The organism is Streptococcus infantarius subsp. infantarius ATCC BAA-102 (assembly GCF_000154985.1).
GTDB lineage: Bacteria > Bacillota > Bacilli > Lactobacillales > Streptococcaceae > Streptococcus > Streptococcus infantarius.
Map to the genome: position 1 here is coordinate 107660 of NZ_DS572693.1, position 22844 is coordinate 130503.

41 protein-coding genes are annotated in these 22844 nt (G+C 36.6%); 33 read left to right on the forward strand and 8 right to left on the reverse strand.

The genetic code is table 11. The annotated features are described in order from the left end of the window. Positions 1–41 precede the first annotated feature (41 nt). From STRINF_RS06985 to STRINF_RS07015, 6 genes are all read right to left on the reverse strand, one after another. Positions 42–1181, reverse strand: a complete 1140-nt coding sequence (locus STRINF_RS06985) for a tyrosine-type recombinase/integrase (protein ID WP_006532369.1) — start codon at positions 1179–1181, stop codon at positions 42–44. A 247-nt stretch (positions 1182–1428) separates the two neighbouring features. Next, on the reverse strand, positions 1429–2418 hold the full coding sequence (locus STRINF_RS06990) for a DUF3644 domain-containing protein (RefSeq protein ID WP_006532370.1): 990 nt from the start codon (positions 2416–2418) through the stop codon (positions 1429–1431). Positions 2419–2481: 63 nt separating this feature from the next. Beyond that, entirely contained in the window at positions 2482–2601 is a 120-nt protein-coding gene (locus STRINF_RS06995; protein WP_006532371.1) for a hypothetical protein, read from the reverse strand. A gap of 57 nt (positions 2602–2658) precedes the next feature. Then, positions 2659–3453 (reverse strand): FxLYD domain-containing protein, encoded by a 795-nt coding sequence (locus STRINF_RS07000; RefSeq protein ID WP_006532372.1) that lies wholly within the window; start codon positions 3451–3453, stop codon positions 2659–2661. Between the two features lie 283 nt (positions 3454–3736). Further along, complete coding sequence (locus STRINF_RS07010) at positions 3737–3937, reverse strand: hypothetical protein (protein WP_006532374.1); 201 nt, start codon at positions 3935–3937, stop codon at positions 3737–3739. 2 nt (positions 3938–3939) lie between these two features. Next, positions 3940–4722, reverse strand: coding sequence for a S24 family peptidase (locus STRINF_RS07015; protein ID WP_006532375.1), 783 nt, complete (start codon positions 4720–4722; stop codon positions 3940–3942). A gap of 400 nt (positions 4723–5122) precedes the next feature. Here STRINF_RS07015 and STRINF_RS10350 point away from each other — a divergent pair, with 400 nt between their 5' ends. Both STRINF_RS10350 and STRINF_RS10215 read left to right on the forward strand, forming a co-directional pair. After that, a complete protein-coding gene (locus STRINF_RS10350) occupies positions 5123–5281 on the forward strand; it encodes a hypothetical protein (RefSeq protein WP_006532376.1) in 159 nt (52 codons plus the stop codon). A 6-nt stretch (positions 5282–5287) separates the two neighbouring features. Beyond that, positions 5288–5443: a hypothetical protein gene (locus STRINF_RS10215; protein WP_006532377.1), complete on the forward strand. Its 156-nt coding sequence runs from the start codon at positions 5288–5290 to the stop codon at positions 5441–5443. On the opposite strand, the gene STRINF_RS07020 is transcribed toward STRINF_RS10215, so the two are convergent. Next, entirely contained in the window at positions 5440–6144 is a 705-nt protein-coding gene (locus tag STRINF_RS07020; protein ID WP_115283795.1) for a DUF4145 domain-containing protein, read from the reverse strand. The two genes, STRINF_RS10215 and STRINF_RS07020, sit on opposite strands and share 4 nt — an antisense overlap. A gap of 57 nt (positions 6145–6201) precedes the next feature. Between STRINF_RS07020 and STRINF_RS07025 the strand changes: the two genes are divergently transcribed. Next, positions 6202–6408 (forward strand): helix-turn-helix transcriptional regulator, encoded by a 207-nt coding sequence (locus tag STRINF_RS07025; RefSeq protein ID WP_006532379.1) that lies wholly within the window; start codon positions 6202–6204, stop codon positions 6406–6408. A 22-nt stretch (positions 6409–6430) separates the two neighbouring features. Then, entirely contained in the window at positions 6431–6562 is a 132-nt protein-coding gene (locus tag STRINF_RS10755) for a hypothetical protein (protein ID WP_006532380.1), read from the forward strand. Here the strand turns inward: STRINF_RS10755 and STRINF_RS07030 are convergent. Next, positions 6548–6766, reverse strand: a complete 219-nt coding sequence (locus STRINF_RS07030; protein ID WP_043878397.1) for a hypothetical protein — start codon at positions 6764–6766, stop codon at positions 6548–6550. The genes STRINF_RS10755 and STRINF_RS07030 overlap by 15 nt on opposite strands. A gap of 165 nt (positions 6767–6931) precedes the next feature. On the opposite strand from STRINF_RS07030, the gene STRINF_RS07035 reads away from it, so the two are divergent. The 29 genes from STRINF_RS07035 (at position 6932) to STRINF_RS07155 (ending at position 22841) form a co-directional block, all read left to right on the forward strand. Further along, entirely contained in the window at positions 6932–7120 is a 189-nt protein-coding gene (locus tag STRINF_RS07035) for a helix-turn-helix domain-containing protein (protein WP_006532382.1), read from the forward strand. Continuing rightward, entirely contained in the window at positions 7117–7677 is a 561-nt protein-coding gene (locus STRINF_RS07040; RefSeq protein ID WP_006532383.1) for an endonuclease NucS domain-containing protein, read from the forward strand. The genes STRINF_RS07035 and STRINF_RS07040 overlap by 4 nt, the downstream gene beginning before the upstream one ends. Continuing rightward, on the forward strand, positions 7674–8390 hold the full coding sequence (locus STRINF_RS07045) for a phage antirepressor KilAC domain-containing protein (protein ID WP_006532384.1): 717 nt from the start codon (positions 7674–7676) through the stop codon (positions 8388–8390). Before STRINF_RS07040 ends, STRINF_RS07045 begins: the two co-directional genes overlap by 4 nt. A gap of 266 nt (positions 8391–8656) precedes the next feature. Then, complete coding sequence (locus tag STRINF_RS07050) at positions 8657–8962, forward strand: hypothetical protein (protein ID WP_006532385.1); 306 nt, start codon at positions 8657–8659, stop codon at positions 8960–8962. A gap of 1 nt (position 8963) precedes the next feature. Continuing rightward, entirely contained in the window at positions 8964–9140 is a 177-nt protein-coding gene (locus STRINF_RS10355) for a hypothetical protein (RefSeq protein ID WP_006532386.1), read from the forward strand. A gap of 112 nt (positions 9141–9252) precedes the next feature. Beyond that, on the forward strand, positions 9253–10137 hold the full coding sequence (locus STRINF_RS07055) for a phage replisome organizer N-terminal domain-containing protein (RefSeq protein WP_006532387.1): 885 nt from the start codon (positions 9253–9255) through the stop codon (positions 10135–10137). 2 nt (positions 10138–10139) lie between these two features. Beyond that, on the forward strand, positions 10140–10394 hold the full coding sequence (locus STRINF_RS07060; protein WP_006532388.1) for a hypothetical protein: 255 nt from the start codon (positions 10140–10142) through the stop codon (positions 10392–10394). After that, positions 10394–10615, forward strand: coding sequence for a hypothetical protein (locus tag STRINF_RS07065; RefSeq protein WP_006532390.1), 222 nt, complete (start codon positions 10394–10396; stop codon positions 10613–10615). The genes STRINF_RS07060 and STRINF_RS07065 overlap by 1 nt, the downstream gene beginning before the upstream one ends. Beyond that, a complete protein-coding gene (locus STRINF_RS10760) occupies positions 10615–10749 on the forward strand; it encodes a hypothetical protein (protein ID WP_006532391.1) in 135 nt (44 codons plus the stop codon). The genes STRINF_RS07065 and STRINF_RS10760 overlap by 1 nt, the downstream gene beginning before the upstream one ends. A gap of 11 nt (positions 10750–10760) precedes the next feature. Beyond that, entirely contained in the window at positions 10761–11699 is a 939-nt protein-coding gene (locus tag STRINF_RS07070; RefSeq protein ID WP_043878398.1) for a recombinase RecT, read from the forward strand. Continuing rightward, positions 11692–12522, forward strand: coding sequence for a PD-(D/E)XK nuclease-like domain-containing protein (locus tag STRINF_RS07075; RefSeq protein WP_006532393.1), 831 nt, complete (start codon positions 11692–11694; stop codon positions 12520–12522). Before STRINF_RS07070 ends, STRINF_RS07075 begins: the two co-directional genes overlap by 8 nt. Before the next feature lie 3 nt (positions 12523–12525). Further along, positions 12526–12852, forward strand: a complete 327-nt coding sequence (locus STRINF_RS07080) for a hypothetical protein (RefSeq protein ID WP_006532394.1) — start codon at positions 12526–12528, stop codon at positions 12850–12852. A 214-nt stretch (positions 12853–13066) separates the two neighbouring features. Then, positions 13067–13450 (forward strand): RusA family crossover junction endodeoxyribonuclease, encoded by a 384-nt coding sequence (locus STRINF_RS07085; protein WP_006532395.1) that lies wholly within the window; start codon positions 13067–13069, stop codon positions 13448–13450. Beyond that, entirely contained in the window at positions 13447–13623 is a 177-nt protein-coding gene (locus STRINF_RS10220) for a hypothetical protein (protein ID WP_006532396.1), read from the forward strand. The genes STRINF_RS07085 and STRINF_RS10220 overlap by 4 nt, the downstream gene beginning before the upstream one ends. A 14-nt stretch (positions 13624–13637) precedes the next feature. After that, on the forward strand, positions 13638–13841 hold the full coding sequence (locus STRINF_RS07090) for a hypothetical protein (RefSeq protein WP_223903560.1): 204 nt from the start codon (positions 13638–13640) through the stop codon (positions 13839–13841). A gap of 368 nt (positions 13842–14209) precedes the next feature. Continuing rightward, the gene (locus tag STRINF_RS07095) at positions 14210–14635 is read left to right on the forward strand and encodes a DUF1492 domain-containing protein (RefSeq protein WP_006532398.1); all 426 of its coding nucleotides are present in this window, start codon (positions 14210–14212) and stop codon (positions 14633–14635) included. Between the two features lie 109 nt (positions 14636–14744). Continuing rightward, the gene (locus STRINF_RS07100; RefSeq protein ID WP_006532399.1) at positions 14745–15095 is read left to right on the forward strand and encodes an HNH endonuclease; all 351 of its coding nucleotides are present in this window, start codon (positions 14745–14747) and stop codon (positions 15093–15095) included. A 120-nt stretch (positions 15096–15215) separates the two neighbouring features. Further along, positions 15216–16478, forward strand: a complete 1263-nt coding sequence (locus tag STRINF_RS07105) for a phage portal protein (protein ID WP_043878399.1) — start codon at positions 15216–15218, stop codon at positions 16476–16478. Further along, entirely contained in the window at positions 16471–17670 is a 1200-nt protein-coding gene (locus STRINF_RS10625) for a hypothetical protein (protein ID WP_006532401.1), read from the forward strand. Before STRINF_RS07105 ends, STRINF_RS10625 begins: the two co-directional genes overlap by 8 nt. After that, positions 17639–17842: a CPCC family cysteine-rich protein gene (locus STRINF_RS07115; protein WP_006532402.1), complete on the forward strand. Its 204-nt coding sequence runs from the start codon at positions 17639–17641 to the stop codon at positions 17840–17842. Before STRINF_RS10625 ends, STRINF_RS07115 begins: the two co-directional genes overlap by 32 nt. A gap of 123 nt (positions 17843–17965) precedes the next feature. Then, positions 17966–19378 carry a hypothetical protein gene (locus STRINF_RS07120; protein ID WP_006532403.1) on the forward strand — a complete coding sequence of 471 codons (1413 nt, stop codon included), beginning with the start codon at positions 17966–17968 and terminating at the stop codon, positions 19376–19378. Positions 19379–19453: 75 nt separating this feature from the next. Next, complete coding sequence (locus STRINF_RS07125; RefSeq protein ID WP_043878400.1) at positions 19454–19909, forward strand: capsid assembly scaffolding protein Gp46 family protein; 456 nt, start codon at positions 19454–19456, stop codon at positions 19907–19909. 5 nt (positions 19910–19914) lie between these two features. Continuing rightward, a complete protein-coding gene (locus tag STRINF_RS07130; protein ID WP_006532405.1) occupies positions 19915–20814 on the forward strand; it encodes a phage major capsid family protein in 900 nt (299 codons plus the stop codon). Between the two features lie 11 nt (positions 20815–20825). Beyond that, positions 20826–20948 (forward strand): hypothetical protein, encoded by a 123-nt coding sequence (locus STRINF_RS10765; protein ID WP_006532406.1) that lies wholly within the window; start codon positions 20826–20828, stop codon positions 20946–20948. Positions 20949–20969: 21 nt separating this feature from the next. Continuing rightward, the gene (locus tag STRINF_RS07135; protein WP_006532407.1) at positions 20970–21359 is read left to right on the forward strand and encodes a phage Gp19/Gp15/Gp42 family protein; all 390 of its coding nucleotides are present in this window, start codon (positions 20970–20972) and stop codon (positions 21357–21359) included. Then, on the forward strand, positions 21352–21690 hold the full coding sequence (locus STRINF_RS07140) for a hypothetical protein (protein WP_006532408.1): 339 nt from the start codon (positions 21352–21354) through the stop codon (positions 21688–21690). The genes STRINF_RS07135 and STRINF_RS07140 overlap by 8 nt, the downstream gene beginning before the upstream one ends. Continuing rightward, on the forward strand, positions 21683–21922 hold the full coding sequence (locus STRINF_RS07145) for a hypothetical protein (RefSeq protein WP_006532409.1): 240 nt from the start codon (positions 21683–21685) through the stop codon (positions 21920–21922). The genes STRINF_RS07140 and STRINF_RS07145 overlap by 8 nt, the downstream gene beginning before the upstream one ends. After that, positions 21919–22254 carry a hypothetical protein gene (locus STRINF_RS07150; RefSeq protein ID WP_006532410.1) on the forward strand — a complete coding sequence of 112 codons (336 nt, stop codon included), beginning with the start codon at positions 21919–21921 and terminating at the stop codon, positions 22252–22254. Before STRINF_RS07145 ends, STRINF_RS07150 begins: the two co-directional genes overlap by 4 nt. Positions 22255–22268: 14 nt before the next feature. Beyond that, a complete protein-coding gene (locus STRINF_RS07155; RefSeq protein WP_006532411.1) occupies positions 22269–22841 on the forward strand; it encodes a phage tail tube protein in 573 nt (190 codons plus the stop codon). Positions 22842–22844 lie beyond the last annotated feature (3 nt).

Genomic DNA, 22844 nt, shown 5'->3' on the forward strand with positions numbered 1-22844 from the left:
TGGCTTTTTTTTATAGTTTTGGGGCATTTTTGGGGCATGAATTATATTGAATTGAGTATATCGACAACTTCAGTTCGCATATTTTTGGTAATATGGGTGTAAATTTGAATGGTTGTTTTTGAATCAGAATGACCAACCCTGTCCATAATTGCTTTTAAAGGGACACCCTTTTCAGCCAGGAAACTAACAAGCGTATGCCTAAAAATATGACTTGTTAAATGTTTAGGGATAGGGTTTGAGAGTCTATTGTTAGCAGCACGGATTGATTTGTTGAATGAGTTGTCTTGAATGGGTATGCCGTTCCTGCTAACGAATATATAACCTGTTTTCTTACAACTTTGGCTAGTGTCTTCTTCTAATTTATTTAAGAGTTGAACTTCATTTAAAATCTCCCGTTCCCTCTCTGTTAGAAGAGTCTCACGCCAGCTTGAATTTGTTTTAGGAGTTTGTTTTTGAGAATTTTCATAGCCACTAGTCATGTAATCTAAGGTGCCATGAATTTCTATATACTCTTCTTTAATATTTTCAGGTCGCAATGCAATTGCTTCACCAAATCGGCATCCATTGTAAACCATAAATTCTGCAAGCAATGCAATCTTTTTTGAAACACTATGCCTATTCATTTCTTTTAATAGTCTGTATAGCTCATCTTTTTCAAGATATTTTTGTGTTATATTTTCAAAATCTTCAATTGTTTTGGGAGGTTTCGAAAGTTTAACGCCAGTTGCAGGATTTTCCGAAACATATCCGATACTGATCGCATAATCAAAAGTTTGTTTAAAGATTTGTTTTATACGTTTTTTCTTATCGAAGCTACCTGGGACGTCATCGACTAAGTTTTGTAAAAATTTAGTAGTTACTTTTGAAAGTAATACCTTTTCATCAATCACTTTCGTCAATCCTTTTACTTTGTACTCAATTGTTTTTTGAGAAGTAGGTTTAAGGCTTGGTTTGTGATGATTCCACCATTCGTTTATAATATCAACTAACTTTGCATCTGTAGTGGTTAGTTTGGCTAGTTTTTCTTTTATTTTTCTATCAAGGATTCTTTGTGCTTCTTTGCGCGATCTTGGTGTGTCGCGGTCCATTAAAGTTGAAACTTTTCTCCACTCCCCAGTGTATGGGTGTCTATATCTTTCAACAAAATTTATTTTTCCACTTTTATGGTTTTCAATCCACATTTGTTAATACCTCATTTCTATGGTAAAATGGGTATAGTAAAGAGGCCTACAGTATGCAGGTTTTTACTATACTTTTTCATTGTCTCTACACTCAATTTTTGGCGAAGGCGAGTGTAGAGATTTTTATTGTACTTTTTTAGTGAATGTGTTAAAATATAATTAACAAGATAACTTGCGAAGGATTAACGTTGTGTTCCCGAATGGGAGTAAGTCAAAGGACGAGAATTCACAGATGCCTGGGGTTATCTTATTTTTTTGTCCTCTTTTTCAAGTTTTCTACGAATGTTTCAGGGTTCCGTTCAATCTCTTCAATGATAAACTCACAGAAAGCTGGAGCGTAGCTATATCGATTACCGATTTTATAGTGGTAGCAATAGCGTCCATCTTTCTTAATATCGTAAAATGCATTAAATAGTTGTAGGTCGTTTGTTGTAAACGGCCTTTTTTGCTTTTCACCACTTACTATTTTTGTTAACAAAATCCCTTTCGCTCTTAAACGTTTATTAACAATTTTTATAACTTCCTTAGTAGTCAGTGGGTATACTGCATTTGGGTCTTTAATTTCTCGGAGTATGCCGACACTTGTTTCAGCACCATTGTCTAACTTAACTGCTAAATCAGCATCTTGTTTTCGCTTAGTGATATAGAATCGTGTTTCTACTGGGACAGCATAGTCAGAATTACTAGCAGAAATTTCACTTTCAATCTTTGCTTGTTCAGCTAGTAAACGTTCTGCCATTTTTGGGGAATATTTAGCTTTAATTTCTTCCTGATTAAGTTGGTCGATACGGACAGATAAAGTCAGGAAATTTTGTGCAATTTGTTTTGTGATATCTTCCTGGTGGAATTCTTGCATTTTAGAAATATAATTAGACACACAAGCTTGGAACAATGGCGCATAGATGTGCTCATAATCTTCTGTTATAAAGTGAGTGCTAGTGTTTCTAAGTTCGATAATTTGGACAAGGTTTTTTCTCAACGATCCATGTTTATCTGGAAATACTGTTTCTACTGCATTTTCCAATGATATAGTTCGGTCTTTGCTGTCCTTAAAGTAGATAGCTTCCTCACTGTCATTATTAATGATATGAGCCTTTAACATCAACTCCCAAGCGTTGCAAATAAAGAAACTAAAGCCTTCAATCCGATATTTAATAGTCGGCTTATTATAGATTTCAAGCCCCATGATAAAAGCTTCAATACTTTTATCGACTAATCGTTTTGCTAAATTTTCCATGCTATCCTTTCTGAAATATATTTAGTTTCATCCATGTGTTCTCCTAAAACCTTAATAATATTTTTATTCTTTCCTATTCTCCTCAATCCATTTTTCGATTTTTTCTAATTGTTCATCAGTTAATGGATTGTTATCGATATGTTCAAGTAGTTCTTGAACAAGTTCCCTAAAATGGTTAGTCATAAATCAATATCCCTTCTAACTGTTTAGCTTAAAAAGAACATTTGTACGTTGATAGCTTTAATCTTCTAAACTATAATCATTTACTGTAATTTGAATAGTTGAAAAAGTTTTATCTGTTGTAAATTCAAGATTTCGTTTCTCGTTAGCAGCCCAGTTATTTTCATAAATTGGTTGAGTATCAACGGTAGTTCCCTGATCATCAATTAACTTGATATTTAGAGATAAATATTCAAAATTCAACTGAGTAGTATTTTCAGCAGTAGCAGTATAGATATAATATGAAGCAGATTCGTCTGAATTCGCTTCATCCAATGTAAATGTGAGAGAGTCAGCAAATGATTTTATTGTATCTTCATTTTTGTTCTTTGTTTGAACTTCTTTTCCAGATGCTAACAATTCGTCTAAAATACTTTGGTTTTTTTCAGATACTTCAATTTTTTTGATATCATTGATTGTAATTAATTTCGAAGTTCTAGAATCATAATGTTTTTCCCAATTATCATAAAATGAATCTGAACCATACGTTTTAGCAACTTTTAAACCATTTTTTAGTTCATTTATATAAGCTAAAGCAGCTTCTTTAAGTTTGCTGTCTTTAAATTTAAGATCTTGATATTTTTCAATAACATCAAGCTCTGTCTGAGTAGCTGTTTCGTATCCTTCTTCAGTCATTACAACGTCAGCATTTGCTTTATCATCAGTATATGTCCATCTGGCATCTAACGCCTTTCCTAAATCAGTAACAAAATCATTATCATAATATTTCACTTCTTTTTTGGTTGATGTTGTTCCACAGCCAGCAACAATAATACTAACAAATAATAAAGATATTACTAAAAACATTCTTTTCATTTTTATTTCTCCTATAATTGATAAAAATTATTTACTTTTAAAGGTTCTACCGCAGTTATTACAGTGCCAGTTGTTTTTTCCGTTCTTACCGATAAGTCCAAGTAGGACGAGTGGCCAAGAAATTAAAAATCCAATACAACCAACACAACCATTGAAATTTTTTCTGTCCTGATGCATAAACTGAATATTGGTGCTTCTGCAATATGGACAGCGTTTAGCAAACAATCCCATCTTTTTTTCTCCATTCTCAGCTTTTAGTGTGGTTCAGTATTTGCACAATTATTTATTCTTTTGCCATAGAGGCGATAATGATTTTAGCAACGTTTTCTTTCTCTTTTTCGGTCATCGGTGGCTCGTTATGGTCAGCTACTGAATATTCAATAGGGTGCCATTCACCGTTGACTTTAATCCATTCACGACGTCTGTTACAATGACAATCTAAGTCATGGCAGGTAACTTCCATTGGTCTAGTTTCTTCGTTCATTCTTAACACTCCCTATAGACGTCAACAACTTCGCCGATTGTACGCACATCGTTTTCTTCCGAAAGTTGAATATCATCATATTCTTTGTTAAGTGACTCTAAGCGGTCGCTTTTTAGTTTCTTGACGTAGTTTTCACCATCAACTTTAAAAATGCCGATTTTGTTTAGGTCAACTTGATTTTTCAATTTAATAAAAAGAAAATCGCCGTTTTTGATTTTAGGCTCCATTGAATGGCCGACTACAATCGCGATAGTGTCATATTCGCTTTCGTCTGGGATTTCATCTTCGTAGAAATCTACCATAGTGTCATAGTCGTCCTCTTGCCAGTAGCCAGTACCGGCTGAAACCTTACCGGGAACGGGTAAGCTAACACGCTTTCTAGTTTCGTATTCGGCACGTTTTTCGCAAATATCAAGGGCTCTACCGTCTTCCTCTGCCAAAAGCTTCTCGGAAACCTGTACAAGCTTATCCTTGCGATTGTCGTTTAACTTATTGTAGTTAGACAGTAAAATCGCTTGGCGAGGGTCAAAGTTGATTTTAGATGAAATGTCACTTTTTTCAGATTTATCTTCGATTAAATCAGACTTATTTACATTGAAGTAGTTTGCCAAAAGTTCTATTTTACCAATCCTTGGATAGGTAATACCTTTCAACCAATCTCTAACAGTAGTATATTTTAAATCTAAATCAGAACAAAGGGTATTTCTATCAATTCCTTTTTTATTCATATAGTAAGCGAGGTTTTTTGAAAAAATTTCTTTATTTTTGACACTTTTTTGGGTCATATGCTTACCTCCTTGCCTAGTATTTTACGTTAAAAACGCAAAAAAGTAAATAAGAAAATAAAAAAATTGCGGAAAAAACGCAAAAAATTCTTGACATTGCGGTTTAACCGCAGTATAATAAACTCGTAAGGTTGAGATAGACCTTAACAAAAACAGGAGGTACAGCTAATGGCTAAACATAACAAAAAGCCTAAACGCAAAGAACTAGAAGTCGAAATCAAGATTCTTTGGTTTAAGCTTAGATTCAAAAACATTATTGAATGGTAGTTCAATAAAGGAAGCATAAGCTTCCTCCCCTTCGGGGGTGTGGTTATAGTTTAACATATTTAGTTGTACCTTCGCAAGAAGTTTTAGAGCTGTGTTGTTACGAATAGTTCCAAAACAAGAAAGGAGTAGAAATATGAAATGGAAGAAGTTTCTTTTTGGTGATATTCATTATAAGAATGAATCAGCAGACGGAAATCAAGAAGTGGAATTCAAATTAAAAGGTGGGTTAATTCCTAATTTGGTTTTGCTAGGCTTGATTATTGGATTGATTGCATGGATAGTAGTGAGGTAAAAAACGATGGCAATAAACGGAATAATATCTGTAGAAAATGTTAAATTAATAAAAATTACTTATCGAAAAGGAAACGGAACAAAAGAAAATCCTGCTAGGGTTGTTTCACAATTTTGGAATCAAAAAAATGAAATGGTATTTGAAATTGACCCGGCTTCTTAATTATCTCGTCTATCAATAGCTTTTCTGTAAGATTCAGGCAAAGAATCATAAACGCTTTTAATTTTTTTAGGCTGTGAAATCCTATTATCAACAATCAAATTGACAAAAGTTAGAAGTGAGGCTGCAAGTTCTTTGTTATCTTTCAAGTCAATTTGCCCAGGGTGAACAGCGTTATTTCCGACTACGCGGACGCTATCTAGCATTTGTTGGATTTCAATTGGCATCCCTTGCCTAACTAAATATCCTATTTTATTGTTTAAATCTTTCCCCTCGGCTTTTAAGTGATCTACAAGTTTTTCAATAGCTAAACGCGATAGAGCAGCAGAAGAACGTGGGGATTTATCGAGAATTTCACTTGCTTCAATATAGATTTCTTTGACATTATCAGGCATATCTTGATTTGGGGAAGGTACTCCTAAAATCTTAATTGGATAAAGTAGTTTTTCGCTATTTTCTAAAACTGATATAGCTTCATTCTCATGTATTGTTTTATTATCGGTTAACCAAATTGAATATTCTTGACACGCTTGACATTTTGCGATAATCATAAAAGGAGTTTCTATGTTTCTAAATGGATTGAAAAAAACTGATATAGCTCTCCATTCGTGTGAAGCAAAGCCTCCGCAATTCGGGCAAGTAAACGCTTTGGATTGTTCAATGGTATTGTAAAGATTTATTTCACTGTGATCAAAATATGTCATACTTTTTTCTCCAATCATTTTTATTTCCATTATACCATTTTAGAAAGGGGTGAGAATATGCAAAAAATGACGTTGAAAATGCTACGAGTAGCGAATGGATTAAATCAAAAACAAGCTGCTGAATTAGTCGGCGTTTCAGTAGACACATGGGGTCATTGGGAACGTTGCCAAACAGAACCAACTATCAGCATGGCTTACCACATTGCCAATAAATTCAATATGAATTTAGATGATATTATTTTTTTACCTAATATTGCGGTTTAACCGCAAAAAGAAAGGAGCAAACATGAAACCAAAACGTTATCCGTATAGCGGAAATAAAAAGCAACCTCATGAAGAGATTGCTGAGTTGAGATATGAGTTGAACGTTTTAAAAAATAATTTGTCAACTTTAGCACATCAATTATTCAAAAACTAAGTAACCATCATTGTTATCAATGACTTTATAACCTTGCTTCGAGGCTTCGGTGATAATTTCTGATTTTGACATTTCGTATTCATCTAATGAAATTGTCGCACTTTTAGAATTAAGGAAATTAAAGCTAGCTTGTAGTGTTTCATCTAAATCTTTCCAACTCTTAAAAGATGTTTTTCGACTTGGTTTTGGACTAAGTTTGCTCATAAACAGTCTCCTTTCCATAATATTTGACTTGCGATTTTCATAAGGAGGTAAGAGGTCCTATTTAATCGTTTGTCATGAATCAATTATATCAGAAAGGATATAATAACACAATATGTTGCGTTTTCAATACAATCAAAAACTATATATTGTGTTTTGGGATTGAGTATGAAAAAAACTTTAAGCAAGTTACTTATTGACAGAGGAATGACAGTCACAGAGTTAGCTAAAAAGACTGGTATCAGCTATAACACGTTGATGAACATCGGAAAGAGAGACCTTTCTTTCAGTAGAATGGTGAAAATCGCTGACGTTTTAGAAGTCAGTTTAGACGAATTCAGAAAGGATAACACATGAATAATTTAATTAACGTAACTTTAAATGAAAAACAAGAGTTTAGTTCTTTTGAAGAATTGTTTTTGTGGGCAGCTAGAGAAAAGCAAAAATGCAATTACAACTCACAACAAATCAAAAGGTTAAGAACTTTTATCAAAGATAAATATCTGAATAAGTTTCAAGGAACAATATATCTCATTGACTTTTTAGACTTGGAATTCATTCACGCTCTAGAATGTGAAAACAGCAGGGAAAATCGTGAAAAGGATATGCAGAGTTATATCTGTCAAAACTTCGAAACACTATTCCCTAATTTTGAATTCGTAAAAAGTGAATTTGTAATAAAAAGTGGTCGAATTGACATTTTAGCTGAAGAAAAAAGCAGCAAGAGACCAGTGATTATTGAATTGAAAACAGATAATAAAAATCCGACTATTCAATTATTAGCCTATTCAAAAGAATTTATCAATCCAATTTTAATAGGGGTTACCGAGAAGAAACTCGCCAATTCAAAAATGGACGACGATATTACATATTATGTTATGAAAAATAAAAAAATGGAAGAGGTGATTAAATGAATGAGTTAATTCGTATAGATTTCAAAGGTGATAGTGCTACTGTCTCGGCTCGTGACTTATATAGAAGTTTAGAGGTTAAAACTCGTTTCAGTCAGTGGGTCGAGCAAAACTTCAAAATGTTTAAAGAGAACGAAGATTTTAGCTCTGTAGTTACAACTACACAGCAAAATCAATATGGCGGAGTTAAAAAATTACAAGATTACGCTGTTAGTATTCGCATGGCTGAACATTTAGCAATGATGTCTAAAACTTCAAAAGGGTACGAAGTCAGAGAATACTTCATTCAAGTTGAAAAGGACTTCAACAGTCCTGAGAAAATCATGGCTCGAGCTCTTAAAATTGCTGACCGTAAAATTATTAAACTTGAAGCAACAATTGAAGAGCAAAAACCTAAAGTTATCTTTGCTAACGCAGTCAGCGCAAGTCATACGTCTATTTTAGTCGGTGACTTTGCTAAGCTCATGCGTCAGAACGGCTTGAATTTTGGTCAGAATCGTATGTTTGCATGGCTGCGAGAAAATGGCTATCTAATCAGTCGCAAAGGCAAAAGTTGGAACATGCCAACACAAAAAGCAATGGATTTAGGTCTGTTTGAAATCAAAGAAACGACTATCAATCATTCAGACGGTCATATCAGCATTAACAAGACACCTAAAATTACAGGTAAAGGGCAATTGTATTTTGCTGATAAGCTACTGAATAACATTGCTTAATTAACCGTGCTTCTCAGACTGGTTGATACGGCTCTAGTAGGTGATTACTCATAAATATCAATTTGACTATGTTTGATTTTCCTTTACCAATATAGATTTTTTAATCATTTACACGATAGTATCTCCTATTTATTCTTTAATCGGCTGAAAAGTGCCTACTAGGGCCATACCAGCCAGTCTGAGAGCATAAAAAAACGACTGACGGCAATCAGTCGCATAACAAATAAAACTAAAGTAAATTATACCACATTAAAAAGGAGCACGCTATGCCAAAGGTCGAAATAACTTACAAGGCTGTCGGTGTTAACGAAGATGCTGAATGGGGCGACTATGATCATCTCATGCAACGCTGGGAGGGCTTAACTAAATCAGTTGCGAAACAATGGGCAGCTGAAATGCGTGAGCATCCAGAATTTAGGAAATATGTCGACAATCCAACGCATAAAATTGTTTTCATCAATTATGAAGGTTTTGCACTTTTCGTAAAGTGGAAATCACGTAACAGATATTTATCAAAAAAAGAAACGTTAGCTGAAATGCTTAAGAACATGAAATTAGAAACAGGAGTTTAACATGACACATTTAATTATCGCAGTCGCAGTTTTAGCGTTCGCTGAAGTAACTATATTAACAGTGTTCGGTAAACGAGCACGTAAGAAAGAAGAACCAGTCAAACCTAATTATTCAGGTTGGGAAGCGAGTGCAATTGCATACAACCGTGCTCACGGTTTGCCAGACGATACGATTTAAGAGGTACTAAATGGAAAATGAATACTTTGACACAGACGAAATCATGCTAATCGGTTTTGACACAGATGGCTGGCACGGGTGCTGGGGCGCAAAAGAAGAAGAGGGTGATTAGGTGGCTGATAATAAAAAATACTATTACTTAAAACTTAAAGAGAATTTCTTTGAGAGTGATGAAGCTATCATTTTGGAAAGTATGCCAGATGGCTACATTTACAGCAATATCCTTTTAAAACTATATCTTAGGAGCTTAAAAAATGACGGCCTATTAATGTTCAATAATTTGATACCTTATAATGCTCAAATGTTAGCAACCATTACACGTCATCAAGTTGGTACTGTTGAAAAAGCTATTCAAATTTTTCAGCAATTGAAATTAATTGAAATATTAGACAACGGTGCTATCTATATGTCGAATATCCAAAATTTCGTCGGAAAATCAAGTAGTGAAGGCGACAGAAAAAGAGCTAAAAGAGCTCAAAACAGAGCAATCAGACAAACGTCCGGACAAATGTCCGACAAACGACCACCAGAGATAGAGATAGATACAGAGACAGAAATAAAGAAAGATATAGAGTTAAAGAAAGAGTTAGAACTAGAACCAGAAAAAGAAGAAAGATTTGTTGACATAGTTGAAGCGAATCTTGGTCGAGGTCTTGTTAAGTTTGAATACGATACGATGAACGATTATTTGATTAACAAACATGTATCAAAAGAGTTATTTCTTGAAGCAGTAAAAGTAGCAGTAGCTAACAATGTTCGCAAATTTAACTATATTAGTCGTGTTCTAGATAACTGGATTGAGAACGGTATTCAAACGGTAGAGCAAGCTTATCAAGCACAACGAGATTTCAAAGCTAAGAAAGCAAATCGTTATCAAGCAAATCAACCAGCCAAAAGCAACGTACCTGATTGGGTCGATGAAGATTACAAACATGAAGCGACAGTAGACGAGCAAGCACAGCTTGAAGCACTAAAAAAATCTATGTTGGAGGACTAATTATGAATGTGAAAGAAACAATTTTAAACCAACACAAAACTTTGAAACGTATCGAAGAACTACAAGAGTTTATGCACGGAACATCAACGCTAGCAATTGGGTTACACAATGATGGGATTATTGAACAGCCAGAAGATAAATTGATATTCTTTGAAACAATGCACGATTTCTCACATATTCTTGAAGATGTGTTGGATGGTAAAGATGTAGCAGAGGCAGTAGGTGATACATTATTTCCAGATGAGGACGAAGAGTAATGAAGATTGAATTATTACATGTAATCAACGGTTATCGCAAGTTACATCTTGGTTTTTTCGACGATATGCACCAAGCGATTAAAGCACTCAAAAATCATGCATACGCTTATTCAGCTATTTCAGAACCACGCTTTAGAAAGTCAATGAGTGGAAATAGCATTCGCATTGATTATGGCGCTAAGACTTGCTATTACTTGCTAGAAGCTAGAAAGGTCAGCTAATGCAACATGGATTATTTGGCGATTTTGATTACGATAATTGGCTAAGTACGTATGAGGACCACGAAGAAGTATTTCATTGTGATGAAGACGAGGCTTATGACCGCTGGAAAGATGATCAGCTAGAAGATTGGTAAAGAGGAAAAAAATGACAACAGAATTAACGCAAAAACAAATTACATCAAATGTAGCTAACCGAATTGAGGAAATGAAGAGTGAAGGTTTACTAGTAGCGCCAAATTACAGCGTAAGTAATGCTCTAAGCTCTGCCTATTATGCTTTGACGAATTCAAATAGCGGCAATTTGTTAGGAAAATGTACGCAAGACAGCATTTACAACGCCTTGCTTGATATGGTTACACAAGGTTTAAGTCCAGCTAAAACTCAATGCTATTTCATTCCTTACGGGAACAAAGTCAAACTAACACGTTCGTATTTTGGAACAATGAAAGTTGTAAAACAATTACCTGAAGTTAGAGACATTTATGCCGAAGTTATCTACGAAGGCGATAACGTTGAAATTAAAAACGTTGAAGGTCGTAAGGTGTTGGTAAAACACGATACTAATTGGCTTAATCAAGACAACCCAATTATCGGTGCTTACTGTATCATTGAAAAATTTGACGGTGAAAAGATTTTAACAATCATGACCAAAAAAGAAATTGATAAGTCGTGGTCTCAGTCAAAAAACAAAACTGTTCAAAATAATTTCCCGCAAGAAATGGCAAAACGTACTGTCATCAATCGCGCCGCTAAACAATTCTTTAACACAAGTGACGATAACGACTTATTTATTGACGCTGTCAATCGAACTACAGCGAACGAATACGATAACGATGATGACCGAGGCGTCAAAGATGTAACGCCAGAACAAGATGACGGCGAAAGCATTGATAGTTTTATCGGCGGACCATTGACAGAAGCGGTCCCTGAAGATCCAAAACAGCCTAAAGATGTGACGCCAAACGAAGACGCCTCTCAGGAGCTCACAGAAGCCCCAGAATCGGCTCAAATTTCAGAACCTGAAGAATTACATGAACCAGAGCAAACAGAGCTATTTGAGCAATTAGGAGACCTATATGACTAAGCTAACAGATGAGAACTACTATCAAGATAAAACCTACTTGTCTAATTCACGCTTTAAGCAATATATACAATGTCAAGCCAAAGCTTACGCTGTTGATAACGGCGAATGGATAGAAGACCGAGATGAGACCGCTCTTTTGGTCGGCAATTACGTACATAGCTACTTTGAATCCGAAAAGGTTCACGACGCTTTTGTTGAAGAAAATAAAGCAAAAATCATTGCCAAGACAGGTAAGAATAAAGGAAATCTTAAAGCTGATTTCGTTGTCGGTGAAAAAATGATTAACGCCTTAAAAGATGACGACAACTTTAATCGTCTATATCACGGGTATCCAAGTGATGACGTCAAAAAAGAAATGATTGTGACCGGTGAAATTGAAGGAGTGCCAATCAAAGGCAAGCTTGACAGTATCAACCTATCTCGTGGCTATTTTGTTGACTTGAAGACCATGAGGTCGATTTACAACGAAGAGTGGAACTCAGACCTACACAAGAAAGTGCCAGCGGCAGTCAATAATATCTTAAATTTTGGCTATAATGGCCAACTTGCTCTCTATCGTGAGCTACTGAAACAGATGACAGGTCAAGAGTTTAGGCCGCTTATCGTAGCTGTATCAAAAGAAAATGTTCCGGACAAGGAATTTATCAAAGTTGATGAAAATTGGCTTGATGAAGGTCTTGATTATATCAAAGATAACGTTAAAGAAGTTTGGAATGTCATTCAAGGCAAGCAAGAACCTAAAAAATGTGGTCATTGTGACTACTGCAAAGCCCAAAAGAAACTTTCTAAACTCGTAAGTTTAAATGACATGATTGGAGATTAAAAAATGCAAATGGAACACGTTACAGATAGCGTCACTATCTACTCGGACGGAACTAACTTACAGGTCATTCATGACCTTGGTCAGGAATTCGTCTTAGATCTCGAACTCGAAAAAGAACCAGCTTTCAATATTGATGATTTAGGCAAGACAGGCTACGCTTATCGCTTGAAACTACGATTCAGCGTTTCAGGTTTCTGTTCAAAAGGTGGCGATAACCTTCACCGATTGCGCTGGGCAATCTTGCAATTTCAGGAATTTGAGCAATACTTAACAGATAATCAAGCAGAAATGCTTGGATGGTATTTCAATCCGAAGGGAGAAACAGAATGATTGATTTTATTAGAGAGGCATGAACAGCCTTCCTTTGGGTCCTCTTAGGCTACCTTATGGGAGAACGTCAAAGCAAAAAATAAGCCTCGGAAACGGCTCAAAAAGTGACCTAGAAAGTACGTGTCGGTTAACAGGACGACATGTAAAGAATTTCAGCGGGCACAAGCCTTACTCACACTTAAATGTGCCCGCTTTTGATTTTTAAGGAGTAGCGATGAAATTTGAATTTATTTTATCGAATACCAAAAAGCAAAAACAGATGTTAAACGCCAATGACCGTCCGCACTGGACGCAAAATGCCAAAATCACCGCATATTTACGTGCCACAGCCGCTAAAGAGGGTCAAAGGTATAATTGTACCCCTTATTCAAAAAAGCGCCCTTGTGGGCTCGTAGTGACGATTTACGCCCCTACAAAAAGACGGCTTGACCCACCAAATTTTTATCCGACAATAAAAGCGCTCGTTGATGGACTGACAGACGCTGGAATTTGGACGGATGACAATTCAGAAGTCATTAAGTTTATGACTTTTAAACGAGGTGGACCAAGCGAAATACCCGGAAAATATAGGGTTAGATTGGAAATAAAGGAATTATGACAAGAAAATTTATCGTTAGAGAATACAACCCGAAGATGAAAACAGCGACTTGGTTCGCCATAGCCAAAGATTTTAAGGAAACGGAGTTTAAAACAAGAAAACAAGCCATTAAATACCTAGAAAAGGCTCGTAAAGAGCCCGGCCAAAAAGAATATTACGAGGTGGGAAGTTGAAAGCTGAAAGATACATGTTTTTAAGTATGTTGTTATCGTTTACAATCATCGTCGCAGTCGTCTTCTTCACGATTGAGCTAGGAATGCAAAAAACTGTTTATAACAATAAAATTACCGAGTTAAAACTTGAAAACACTAAGCAAAAATATGAAATCAAGCGGTTAAAAGACAATCAAACGATTATCTATCACGCTGATAGCTACGGTGGTAACCCATAACGGTATCAGGTCGGTTCGACTCCGACCATGGGTATAACCCGAAAATAATTTTTCATATTGGAGGTGGTTAAAGCACTCCTTCTTACACGCTTTGAACTACCATTCAAAAATTAGTACGATTAGTTAGCTTTTCGGGTGGTTAACTGTCAAATAGGCTGAAATAAAAAAGAAACGAGGACTTCTTTTGTTGGTTAAACTCATTTTAAAACAGCTTATCAGTCGGCTGTGATTATGCAAGGTGCTGCTTTCCTTATGAAATTCAATGTGGGTCGTGCGCCTGCCCATTTTTAATAAAAAAAGAGCCTGCACACGCAAGCTCGATATGATTTAAAATGCTATAACTATTATATCATATCGGAGGATTGAAAGTGAGCAGAGCTAAGACTATTTTGAAAGATTTAAGAAATTTAGATTTATACATCCAAAGTTTAATCAGACGACGAGATAGACTTAATGCTTCATTGCTCTCAAGTCCTCGATGGTCTGCTGATAAGGTCAAAGGTGGATTGAATAGAAAGCAAGATGATGTATACGCTGAATTACTTGATTCGATTGATGAGATTGATAATAAGACAGTTGAAGCTATTCAAAAGCGCAGAGAATTGCAGGATATGATTGATAGTTTGGAAGATACTGCAAGCAGAACTATTTTAAGTCTTGTATATATTGATAAGATGTCGATGTATGAAGTGATGGACGAAATGGGAATCAGCGAGCGTACTTATTTCAGATTAAAGAAAGCAGCACAAAAGGACCTTGAAAATGCTGACATAAGTAGTCATATCAAGGCATAACAAAACATAATGAGACAGTGCATTGCAGTTTCAAAGTGTTATTATAGTATCATCAAGAATTGAGGGACGAGGTAGTCAAATACCCCGCCCCTTTTTTGGAGGCATACCCATGGCAAAATATACCCGCCCTGATAGACACGGTCCCCACCGCGTCGCATTCGAGAAGAATAAGAAAGTAATATTAAAGACTAGAAACGTTTGTGGTATTTGCGGTAAGCCAGTGGATAAGTCATTGAAGTATCCGCATCCACTCAGTCCAGTCATTGACCACATCATTCCAGTTGCGAAAGGTGGTCATCCATCTGACATTGATAACTTACAGCTTGCGCATTGGCAATGCAACAGACAGAAGTCAGATAAGTTATACAACGATGAGCCAAGCAAAGGAAAAGGAACGAATGTGATTGGCAATCGCAATTTGCCTCAAACCATCAATTGGTTAAACTATGTTTCAAAATAATTTTTTTGATTTGGTTTTTAAAAAATCAGGTGGGGGCATGGGACCCCCTCCGCTCTCACGGCCGAGGTTCAAGCCGTCACTGTACATTTTTTCTCGCGCCAAATTCGAAAGGAGTAAAAATTGAGTTTAAAAGGAATGAATTATTTGAAGCGCAAGCTTTCAACGGTACGCCCAAGGGTTAAAATTCGGTATAGACAATATGCCATGAAGCATTATGACCCACCAGTTGGTCTTACAATACCGCAGCACATCATCAGCAAGTATCAAGCGGTTCTCGGTTGGTCAGCAAAAGGTGTTGATAGCTTAGCAGATAGATTAGTCTTCAGAGAATTTGCCAACGACGATTATAACGTCAACGCTATTTTTAATCAAAATAACCCGGACGTCTTTTTCGACAGTACCGTTCTATCTGCTTTGATTGGTTCGTGCTGTTTTGTTTATCTTTCAAAAGATGAGGATGAACGTGTTCGTTTGCAGGTCATTGAGGCAAGCAACGCAACAGGCGTTATAGATCCAATAACTGGACTGTTGACAGAGGGTTACGCAGTTTTACAACGTGATGATAATGATAATCCAATTTTAGAGGCGTATTTTACTGATGAAGAAACTTGGTTCTATCCCAAAAACGAAACGCCTTTTAGGGTTTCAAATCCTACAAAAATTCCTTTGTTAGTCCCTATTATCCATCGACCTGATGCAGTTAGACCATTCGGTCGAAGTCGAATTACTCGAGCTGGCATGTATTATCAAAGATATGCTAAACGAACGCTTGAACGTGCTGATGTTACTGCCGAGTTCTATTCATATCCTCAGAAATACATTTTAGGAATGGACCCAGATGCAGAGGCTATGGACACTTGGAAAGCCACGGTATCATCATTGTTGCGAATCGATAAAGATGATGAAGGAGACCACCCGGTAGTTGGTCAATTCACAACTGCGAGCATGTCGCCGTTTACTGAACAGTTGCGAACAGCTGCCGCTGGTTTTGCTGGTGAAATGGGGTTAACTTTAGATGATCTTGGATTTGTTTCAGACAATCCATCAAGTGTTGAAGCAATTAAAGCAAGCCATGAAAATTTACGTTTAGCAGGGCGCAAAGCTCAACGTTCACTTGGAAGCGGTCTGTTAAACGTTGCTTATGTCGCCATTTGCTTGCAAGATGAATTTCATTATTTGCGTAGTCAGTTCATGAATACGTCTGTCAAGTGGGAACCACTGTTTGAAGCTGACGCAAGCACATTAACGTTGATTGGCGACGGAGCTATCAAACTTAATCAAGCTATTCCTGGTTTCGTAGATGGCGAAACAATTCGAGATTTGACTGGTGTTAAAGGCTCTGGAAATGTTACTCCAGTAGTAGAGGACAATAACGATGAATGATGACGTATTACCAGAACTTTTAAAAGAGGTTCAAGATAAGTTCGAGCAGGAATTCGGTAAGAGCGAAGTTATCAAAAACGCCTTCGAAACCTTGAAAGCTAAAAAAGCAACGTACGCAAATGCGAACAACTTTGCTATTGAAATTGGCGAGATACTCTCTAAAGCTCTGACAACGTCTGTAACAGCTGGAAAACTACCAGACGGTAAATTGTATTACAATATCGCAAAACGTTTACTAGAACCAGTTTTACAGCGAAATCACGAGCTTGTAGCGGATTATTCAACAGAAGTTCAAACGATTTTGAATGAAAAAGCAAAAATAAGCATTGCTACGCAACCTGTTGAATTAAATCAAGATAGGATTAATGGTTTTATCGAACGTTTTTCAAGAGAAGATAAATTTGATGATGTTAAATGGCTTTTAGGTGACCCGATTGTTAATTTTACGCAAAGTATTGTCGATGATAGCATTAAGAAAAATGCTGAATTTCACGCAAAAGCTGGGCTACAGCCTAAAATTGTTAGAAAAACGATTGGCCATAGCTGCAAATGGTGTCAAAGTTTGGCAGGAACTTACAATTACCCAGAGGTTCCTAAAGATGTTTATCGAAGGCATCAAAATTGTCGGTGTACCGTTGACTACAAACCAGGTGACGGAAAGAAGAAAAATATTTGGTCTAAAAAGGTAACTGCAGACAGTAAAAATAAGCGTGAGCAACGACGCCAAATGAATATTGATATTCGAGACAACAACAGAAAAAGCGATAGGATTGAATATCTAGAATTTGTAAAAAAACTCGACTCTAAATTCGTGCCTATTTCGCTAGCTAAATTTCAGGAATTGAAGTATAATGACGTTGAAAGCTATAAGGAGTTAAAAGACCGTGTTGTTTGGAATGAGGCTAAGTTTCCAAGCGAAAAATCTTTCAATGGACACTTTAAATCTCACGGAGATGAATTCACAAATATTTCTAAAGAACAATATCAGAAAGCGGCTGCCAGCCTCTTAGCCGAGCCAGTCTCTGAAGATGTTTTAGGATATGACACTGAATTCAGACGAGTTCGATATGATCATAAAAATAATATATATGCCTTAGGTAATCCTAAGACAAAGAGAATTACGACTATGTTTAGGCCTAAAGAAGGAAAGGAGTATTACGATGGTGAAGTCTCAAAAGACTTGGGAAATTGATGGCGAGCTATGGCTTAACTGCCCAGTTTGTGGAGCAGAAGTCAGAGACTACGATATTTGTGATAGATGTGGTTGGCAAAACACAGGCGAAACAAATATCGATGGCGGTCCTAATAAAATGACGCTAGCAGAAGCAAAAGAAGCTTATGCTAAAGGTTTAGAAATTTATTAAAGGCACACTAACAAATAGGTTAGAGTGCTTTTTTTATACCCAAAAATAGGAGTAAAAATGTTTAATGATAATACATCCCAGCGATAGGGTTATCATGCAATTACATGATTGAAAGGAAAAGTTATGGCTGAGATAAAGAAAAAACTTGGCAATCAAAATCCTACTCAATCGGTAATTCTTCCATTTGACAAATCTTTATCTCATGAAGCTATCGAGATATACGAAAGAACGGGCTTAAAAAGTTACCCGTGGCAACAAAATCTTCTAAAAAGCGTAATGGGCATTGAAGAAGATGGGCTTTGGACACACCAAAAGTTTGGTTATTCGATACCTCGACGGAACGGTAAGACAGAGATTATCTACATGCTTGAATTGTGGGGGCTATACCATGGCCTAAATATCTTGCATACTGCACATCGAATAAGTACATCACATTCATCTTTTGAAAAAGTCAAACGATATCTGGAAAAAATGGGGCTTGAGGACGGAAAATCTTTTAATTCTATTCGTGCCAAAGGTCAGGAACGTATCGAACTTTACGAAACGGGAGGTGTTGTTCAATATCGCACCAGAACATCTAATGGTGGTCTTGGTGAAGGTTTTGACTTGCTGGTAATTGATGAAGCGCAAGAATATACCACAGAGCAAGAATCTGCTTTGAAATACACCGTGACGGATAGTGATAATCCGATGACAATCATGTGTGGAACACCACCAACACCAGTTTCAAGTGGTACGGTATTTACAAAATATCGTGAAACTTGCCTTTTCGGACGCGGGAAGTATTTGGGGTGGGCAGAATGGTCAGTATCAGAAGAAAAAGAAATTGATGATATTGACGCTTGGTACAATTCGAACCCGTCAATGGGATTCCATTTGAACGAGCGTAAAATAGAGGCTGAACTTGGTGAAGATAAGCTTGACCACAATGTTCAACGTCTTGGTTATTGGCCAACGTATAATCAAAAATCAGCTATTTCTGAAACTGAATGGAACGCTTTGAAAATCGATGATTTACCACAACTGCAAGGGCAATTATTTGTTGGTATTAAGTATGGTCAAGACGGTACGAACGTTGCTCTTAGCGTTGCAGTTCGCACTAAAGATAAACATATCTTTGTTGAAACAGTAGACTGTCAATCTGTCAGAAATGGCAATCATTGGATTATCAATTTTTTAAAACAAGCAGATATTGCACAAATTGTAATAGATGGTGCTAGCGGTCAAAAGATTTTAAATGATGAATTAAAAGATTTTCACATTAAAAACACAATTTTACCAACGGTGAAAGAAATTATTGTTGCAAATTCGATGTGGGAACAAGCCATTTATCAACAAACACTTTGCCACGCTAGTCAACCGTCGCTTACTAAGGTTGCAACCAATTGCGACAAACGCAATATTGGTTCAAATGGTGGCTTTGGTTACCGTTCACACTTCGATGATATGGATATTAGTCTTATGGACAGTGCTTTGCTGGCACATTGGGCTTGTGCAACAACCAAACCCAAGAAAAAGCAAAAAGTTAGCTATTAAATTGCGCCGTAAGGTGCTTTTTTTATGCTCAAAATTACCGAACGCACGGGAAATGCGGAGAAAGGAGACATTGATATGTCTGAATTTACAACAATTGAAACACAAGAAGAACTTGATCGTATTGTTAAAGAACGTTTAGCGCGCCAAAAAGAAAAGTATTCTGATTACGACGAGTTGAAAGAACGTGTTCAAAAATTGGAAAAAGAAAACGTTGATTTACAAGCAACTATTGAAGAATCTGGTCAAAGCAAAACGGAGCAAGAACAGCATATTGCGGAGCTGGAAGCAAAAATTTCTGGTTATGAGACAGAAAAAATGCGAACTCGAGTAGCTCTAGAATATGGCTTGCCGATTGATATGGCTGGACGTCTACAAGGTAATGATGAGAATGCTCTTAAAACCGATGCTGAGCTTTTAGCAGGTTTTATGAAAGCCAAAGAACCAAAATCACCGCTTAAATCAACAGAACCGCCTATTGGCGATAAAAATGGTTGGGCTGAATTGGCTCGCAATCTAACTGAAGGAGAATAAAAATCATGGCAGATAATTCATTAAAAAATAATTCACTATTTAACCCAGAACTTGTAACAGAACTCATGTCTAAAGTGCAAGGATATTCTGTTTTAGCTAAACTTGCATCACAAACACCTATTCCATTCAACGGCTCTGAACAATTTATCTTCAATCTTGAAGGTAATGCGCAAATCGTTGGTGAAGGTGAACAAAAAGGTGCAGGGAAAGCTACGCTTTCATCTAAAATTATTCGTCCGCTTAAATTTGTTTATCAAGCGCGTATTACAGATGAATTTAAATATGCAACTGAAGAAAAACAAATCAATTATCTTCAAGCGTTTTCAGATGGTTTCGCTAAAAAAATCGCTGTTGCGTTTGACTTGGCAGCGTTGCACGGTCTAGAACCTAAATCGTTGACAGATGCTTCATTCCGTGATACTAACTCGTTTGATGGGCTTGTTAAAAACAATGTCGTTACATTTGACGCAGGAACAATTGATGATAATATTGATACAGCGGTTCAAACCGTGGTAGCAAATAACTATGATGTTACTGGTCTTGCATTGTCACCTCTTGCAGGTCAATCACTTGCTAAAATCAAAGTAAACGGTGTAGTTCAATACCCGGAATTCCGCTTTGGTCAAAACCCAGATTCATTCTATGGAATGGCTTCAGATGTCAATAAAAACTTGGTTGCAACAGGCGGAACAGCTGAAAAAGATCATGTTATTGCTGGAGATTTTCAAAACATGTTCAAATGGGGTTACGCTGAAAACATTCCTTTGGAAATCATCGAATATGGTGACCCAGACGGTGCAGGTCGTGACCTTAAAGCGCACAATGAAATCTTGCTTCGTGCCGAAGCGTTTATCGGTTGGGGTATTCTTGACGCCGATGCGTTCGCTCGTGTCAAAGAAGCTTAATGAGGTGTTGTATGGATTATAAACACAATGAGACTGGTGTTGTCGTCACAACAGATAGTGTCTTGTCTGGAGCATGGAAACCAGTCAAAAAAGGCGGTAAGCCTAAAAAAGAAGAAAAAGAAGCTACTGAGTAGTCGCTTCTTAGGAGGTGGCTTATGAGTAATTTCGCGTCAAAAGATGATCTAGAAAGGTTATGGCGCAGTTTGAAACCTGCAGAAGCAGAGAGAGCAGAAGCACTATTAGAAATTGTTTCTGATTCTCTTCGTTTTGAAGGTGAGAAAGTCGGCAAGGATTTAGACCAGCAGGCAGCGGATAGCGTTGCTTTTGCTAGTGTTTTGAAATCTGTAACTGTCGATGTAGTAGCACGGACTTTGATGACTTCTACCAACCAAGAACCAATGACACAAATGACAGAGAGCGCTCTAGGTTATTCCTATAGTGGCTCTTTTTTGGTTCCTGGAGGCGGATTGTTTATCAAGGAAAGTGAATTAAAACGTTTAGGTCTTAAACGTCAACGATATGGGGTGATTGACTTTTATGAGTAAATTAAAAGGCATTACAGTCACGCTATTAGGTGAAACAGTTAAAGGTAAAGACCCATTTGGGAAAGAGATAATCGAAGAAAGTGAAATCAATATTGAAAACGTGTTGGTGGCACCTGCAACGACAGATGACATCAAAAATCAGTTGAATATTGATGGCAAAAAAATTGAATATACTCTTGCTATTCCAAAAAATGATACTAATGACTGGACAGATAAGAAAGTTATATTCTTTGGGCAAACTTGGCATACTGTCGGTATTCCGTTAGAAGGAATTTCTGATTTAATACCGCTTGAATGGAATAGAAAGGTAACGGTGGAACGATATGAGTAATTTTAAATTTCAACTGAATCGTGCGGGTGTTGCTGAGCTTATGAAATCAAGTGCTATGCAGGAAGTTTTAAATGAAAAAGCTAGTGCTATAAGAAGTCGTTGCGGTGATGGTTATGAACAAGATAGTTATGTTGGTCAAAATCGTGCTAATGCAATGGTAACAGCAAGTAGTTTTAAGGCTAAAAGAGATAACTTAAAAAACAACACACTCTTGAAAGCGGTGAGCAAATGATTGAATTAGTTGTAAAAGAATTTCTGGATAATAATTTAAATATACCAGTACTTTTAGAGAAAGAACGAAAACTAACAGGAAAATTCGTACTTTTAGAAAAAACTGGTGGAACTAGCAGGAATCAATTGCATTCCGCAACGGTTGCTGTCCAAAGCTACGCTGATTCATTGTATGAAGCAGCATTGCTAAATCAAGAGATTAAAGATGTGATGAGTAATCTTGTCAAAATTGAAAATGTATCTGGTGTTCATCTTAATAGTGATTATAATTTTACAGATACAGAAACTAAACAATATCGCTATCAAGCGGTATTTGATATTAATTATTGTTAAAGGAGATAATATACATGAGTGAAACAAGTAATGTAACAGCCGCTAAACCCAAAGTTGGCGGTGGTATCTATAGTGCTCCACTAGGAACAGCGTTGCCGACTGATGCAACTACTGCTTTGAATTCAGCTTTTAAAAATCTTGGATATGTTTCGGAAGATGGTGTTACAAATTCGGATGAACGTTCTACGGACGATATTAAGGCTTGGGGTGGAGATACTGTCAATACGGTTCAAACTGAAAAGAAAGATACGTTTAAGTACACACTTATTGAGGCTTTGAATGTTGAAGTCTTAAAAGAGGTTTATGGTGATAGCAACGTTTCTGGAACGCTTGAAACTGGTATTACAATTAAATCTAATTCAAAAGAATTAGATCCACACTCGATTGTTATTGAAACAGTATTGACAGACAACGCATTAAAACGTATTGTTTTGCCAAATGCTAAAGTTACTGAAGTTGGTGAAATCACTTACGGTGATAGTGATAATGTTGGCTACGAAACCACAGTGACATGTTATCCAGACAGCGACGGTAATACTCACTACGAATATATCATTCGAAAATCTACAACAGGAAGCGCAGGTTAATAT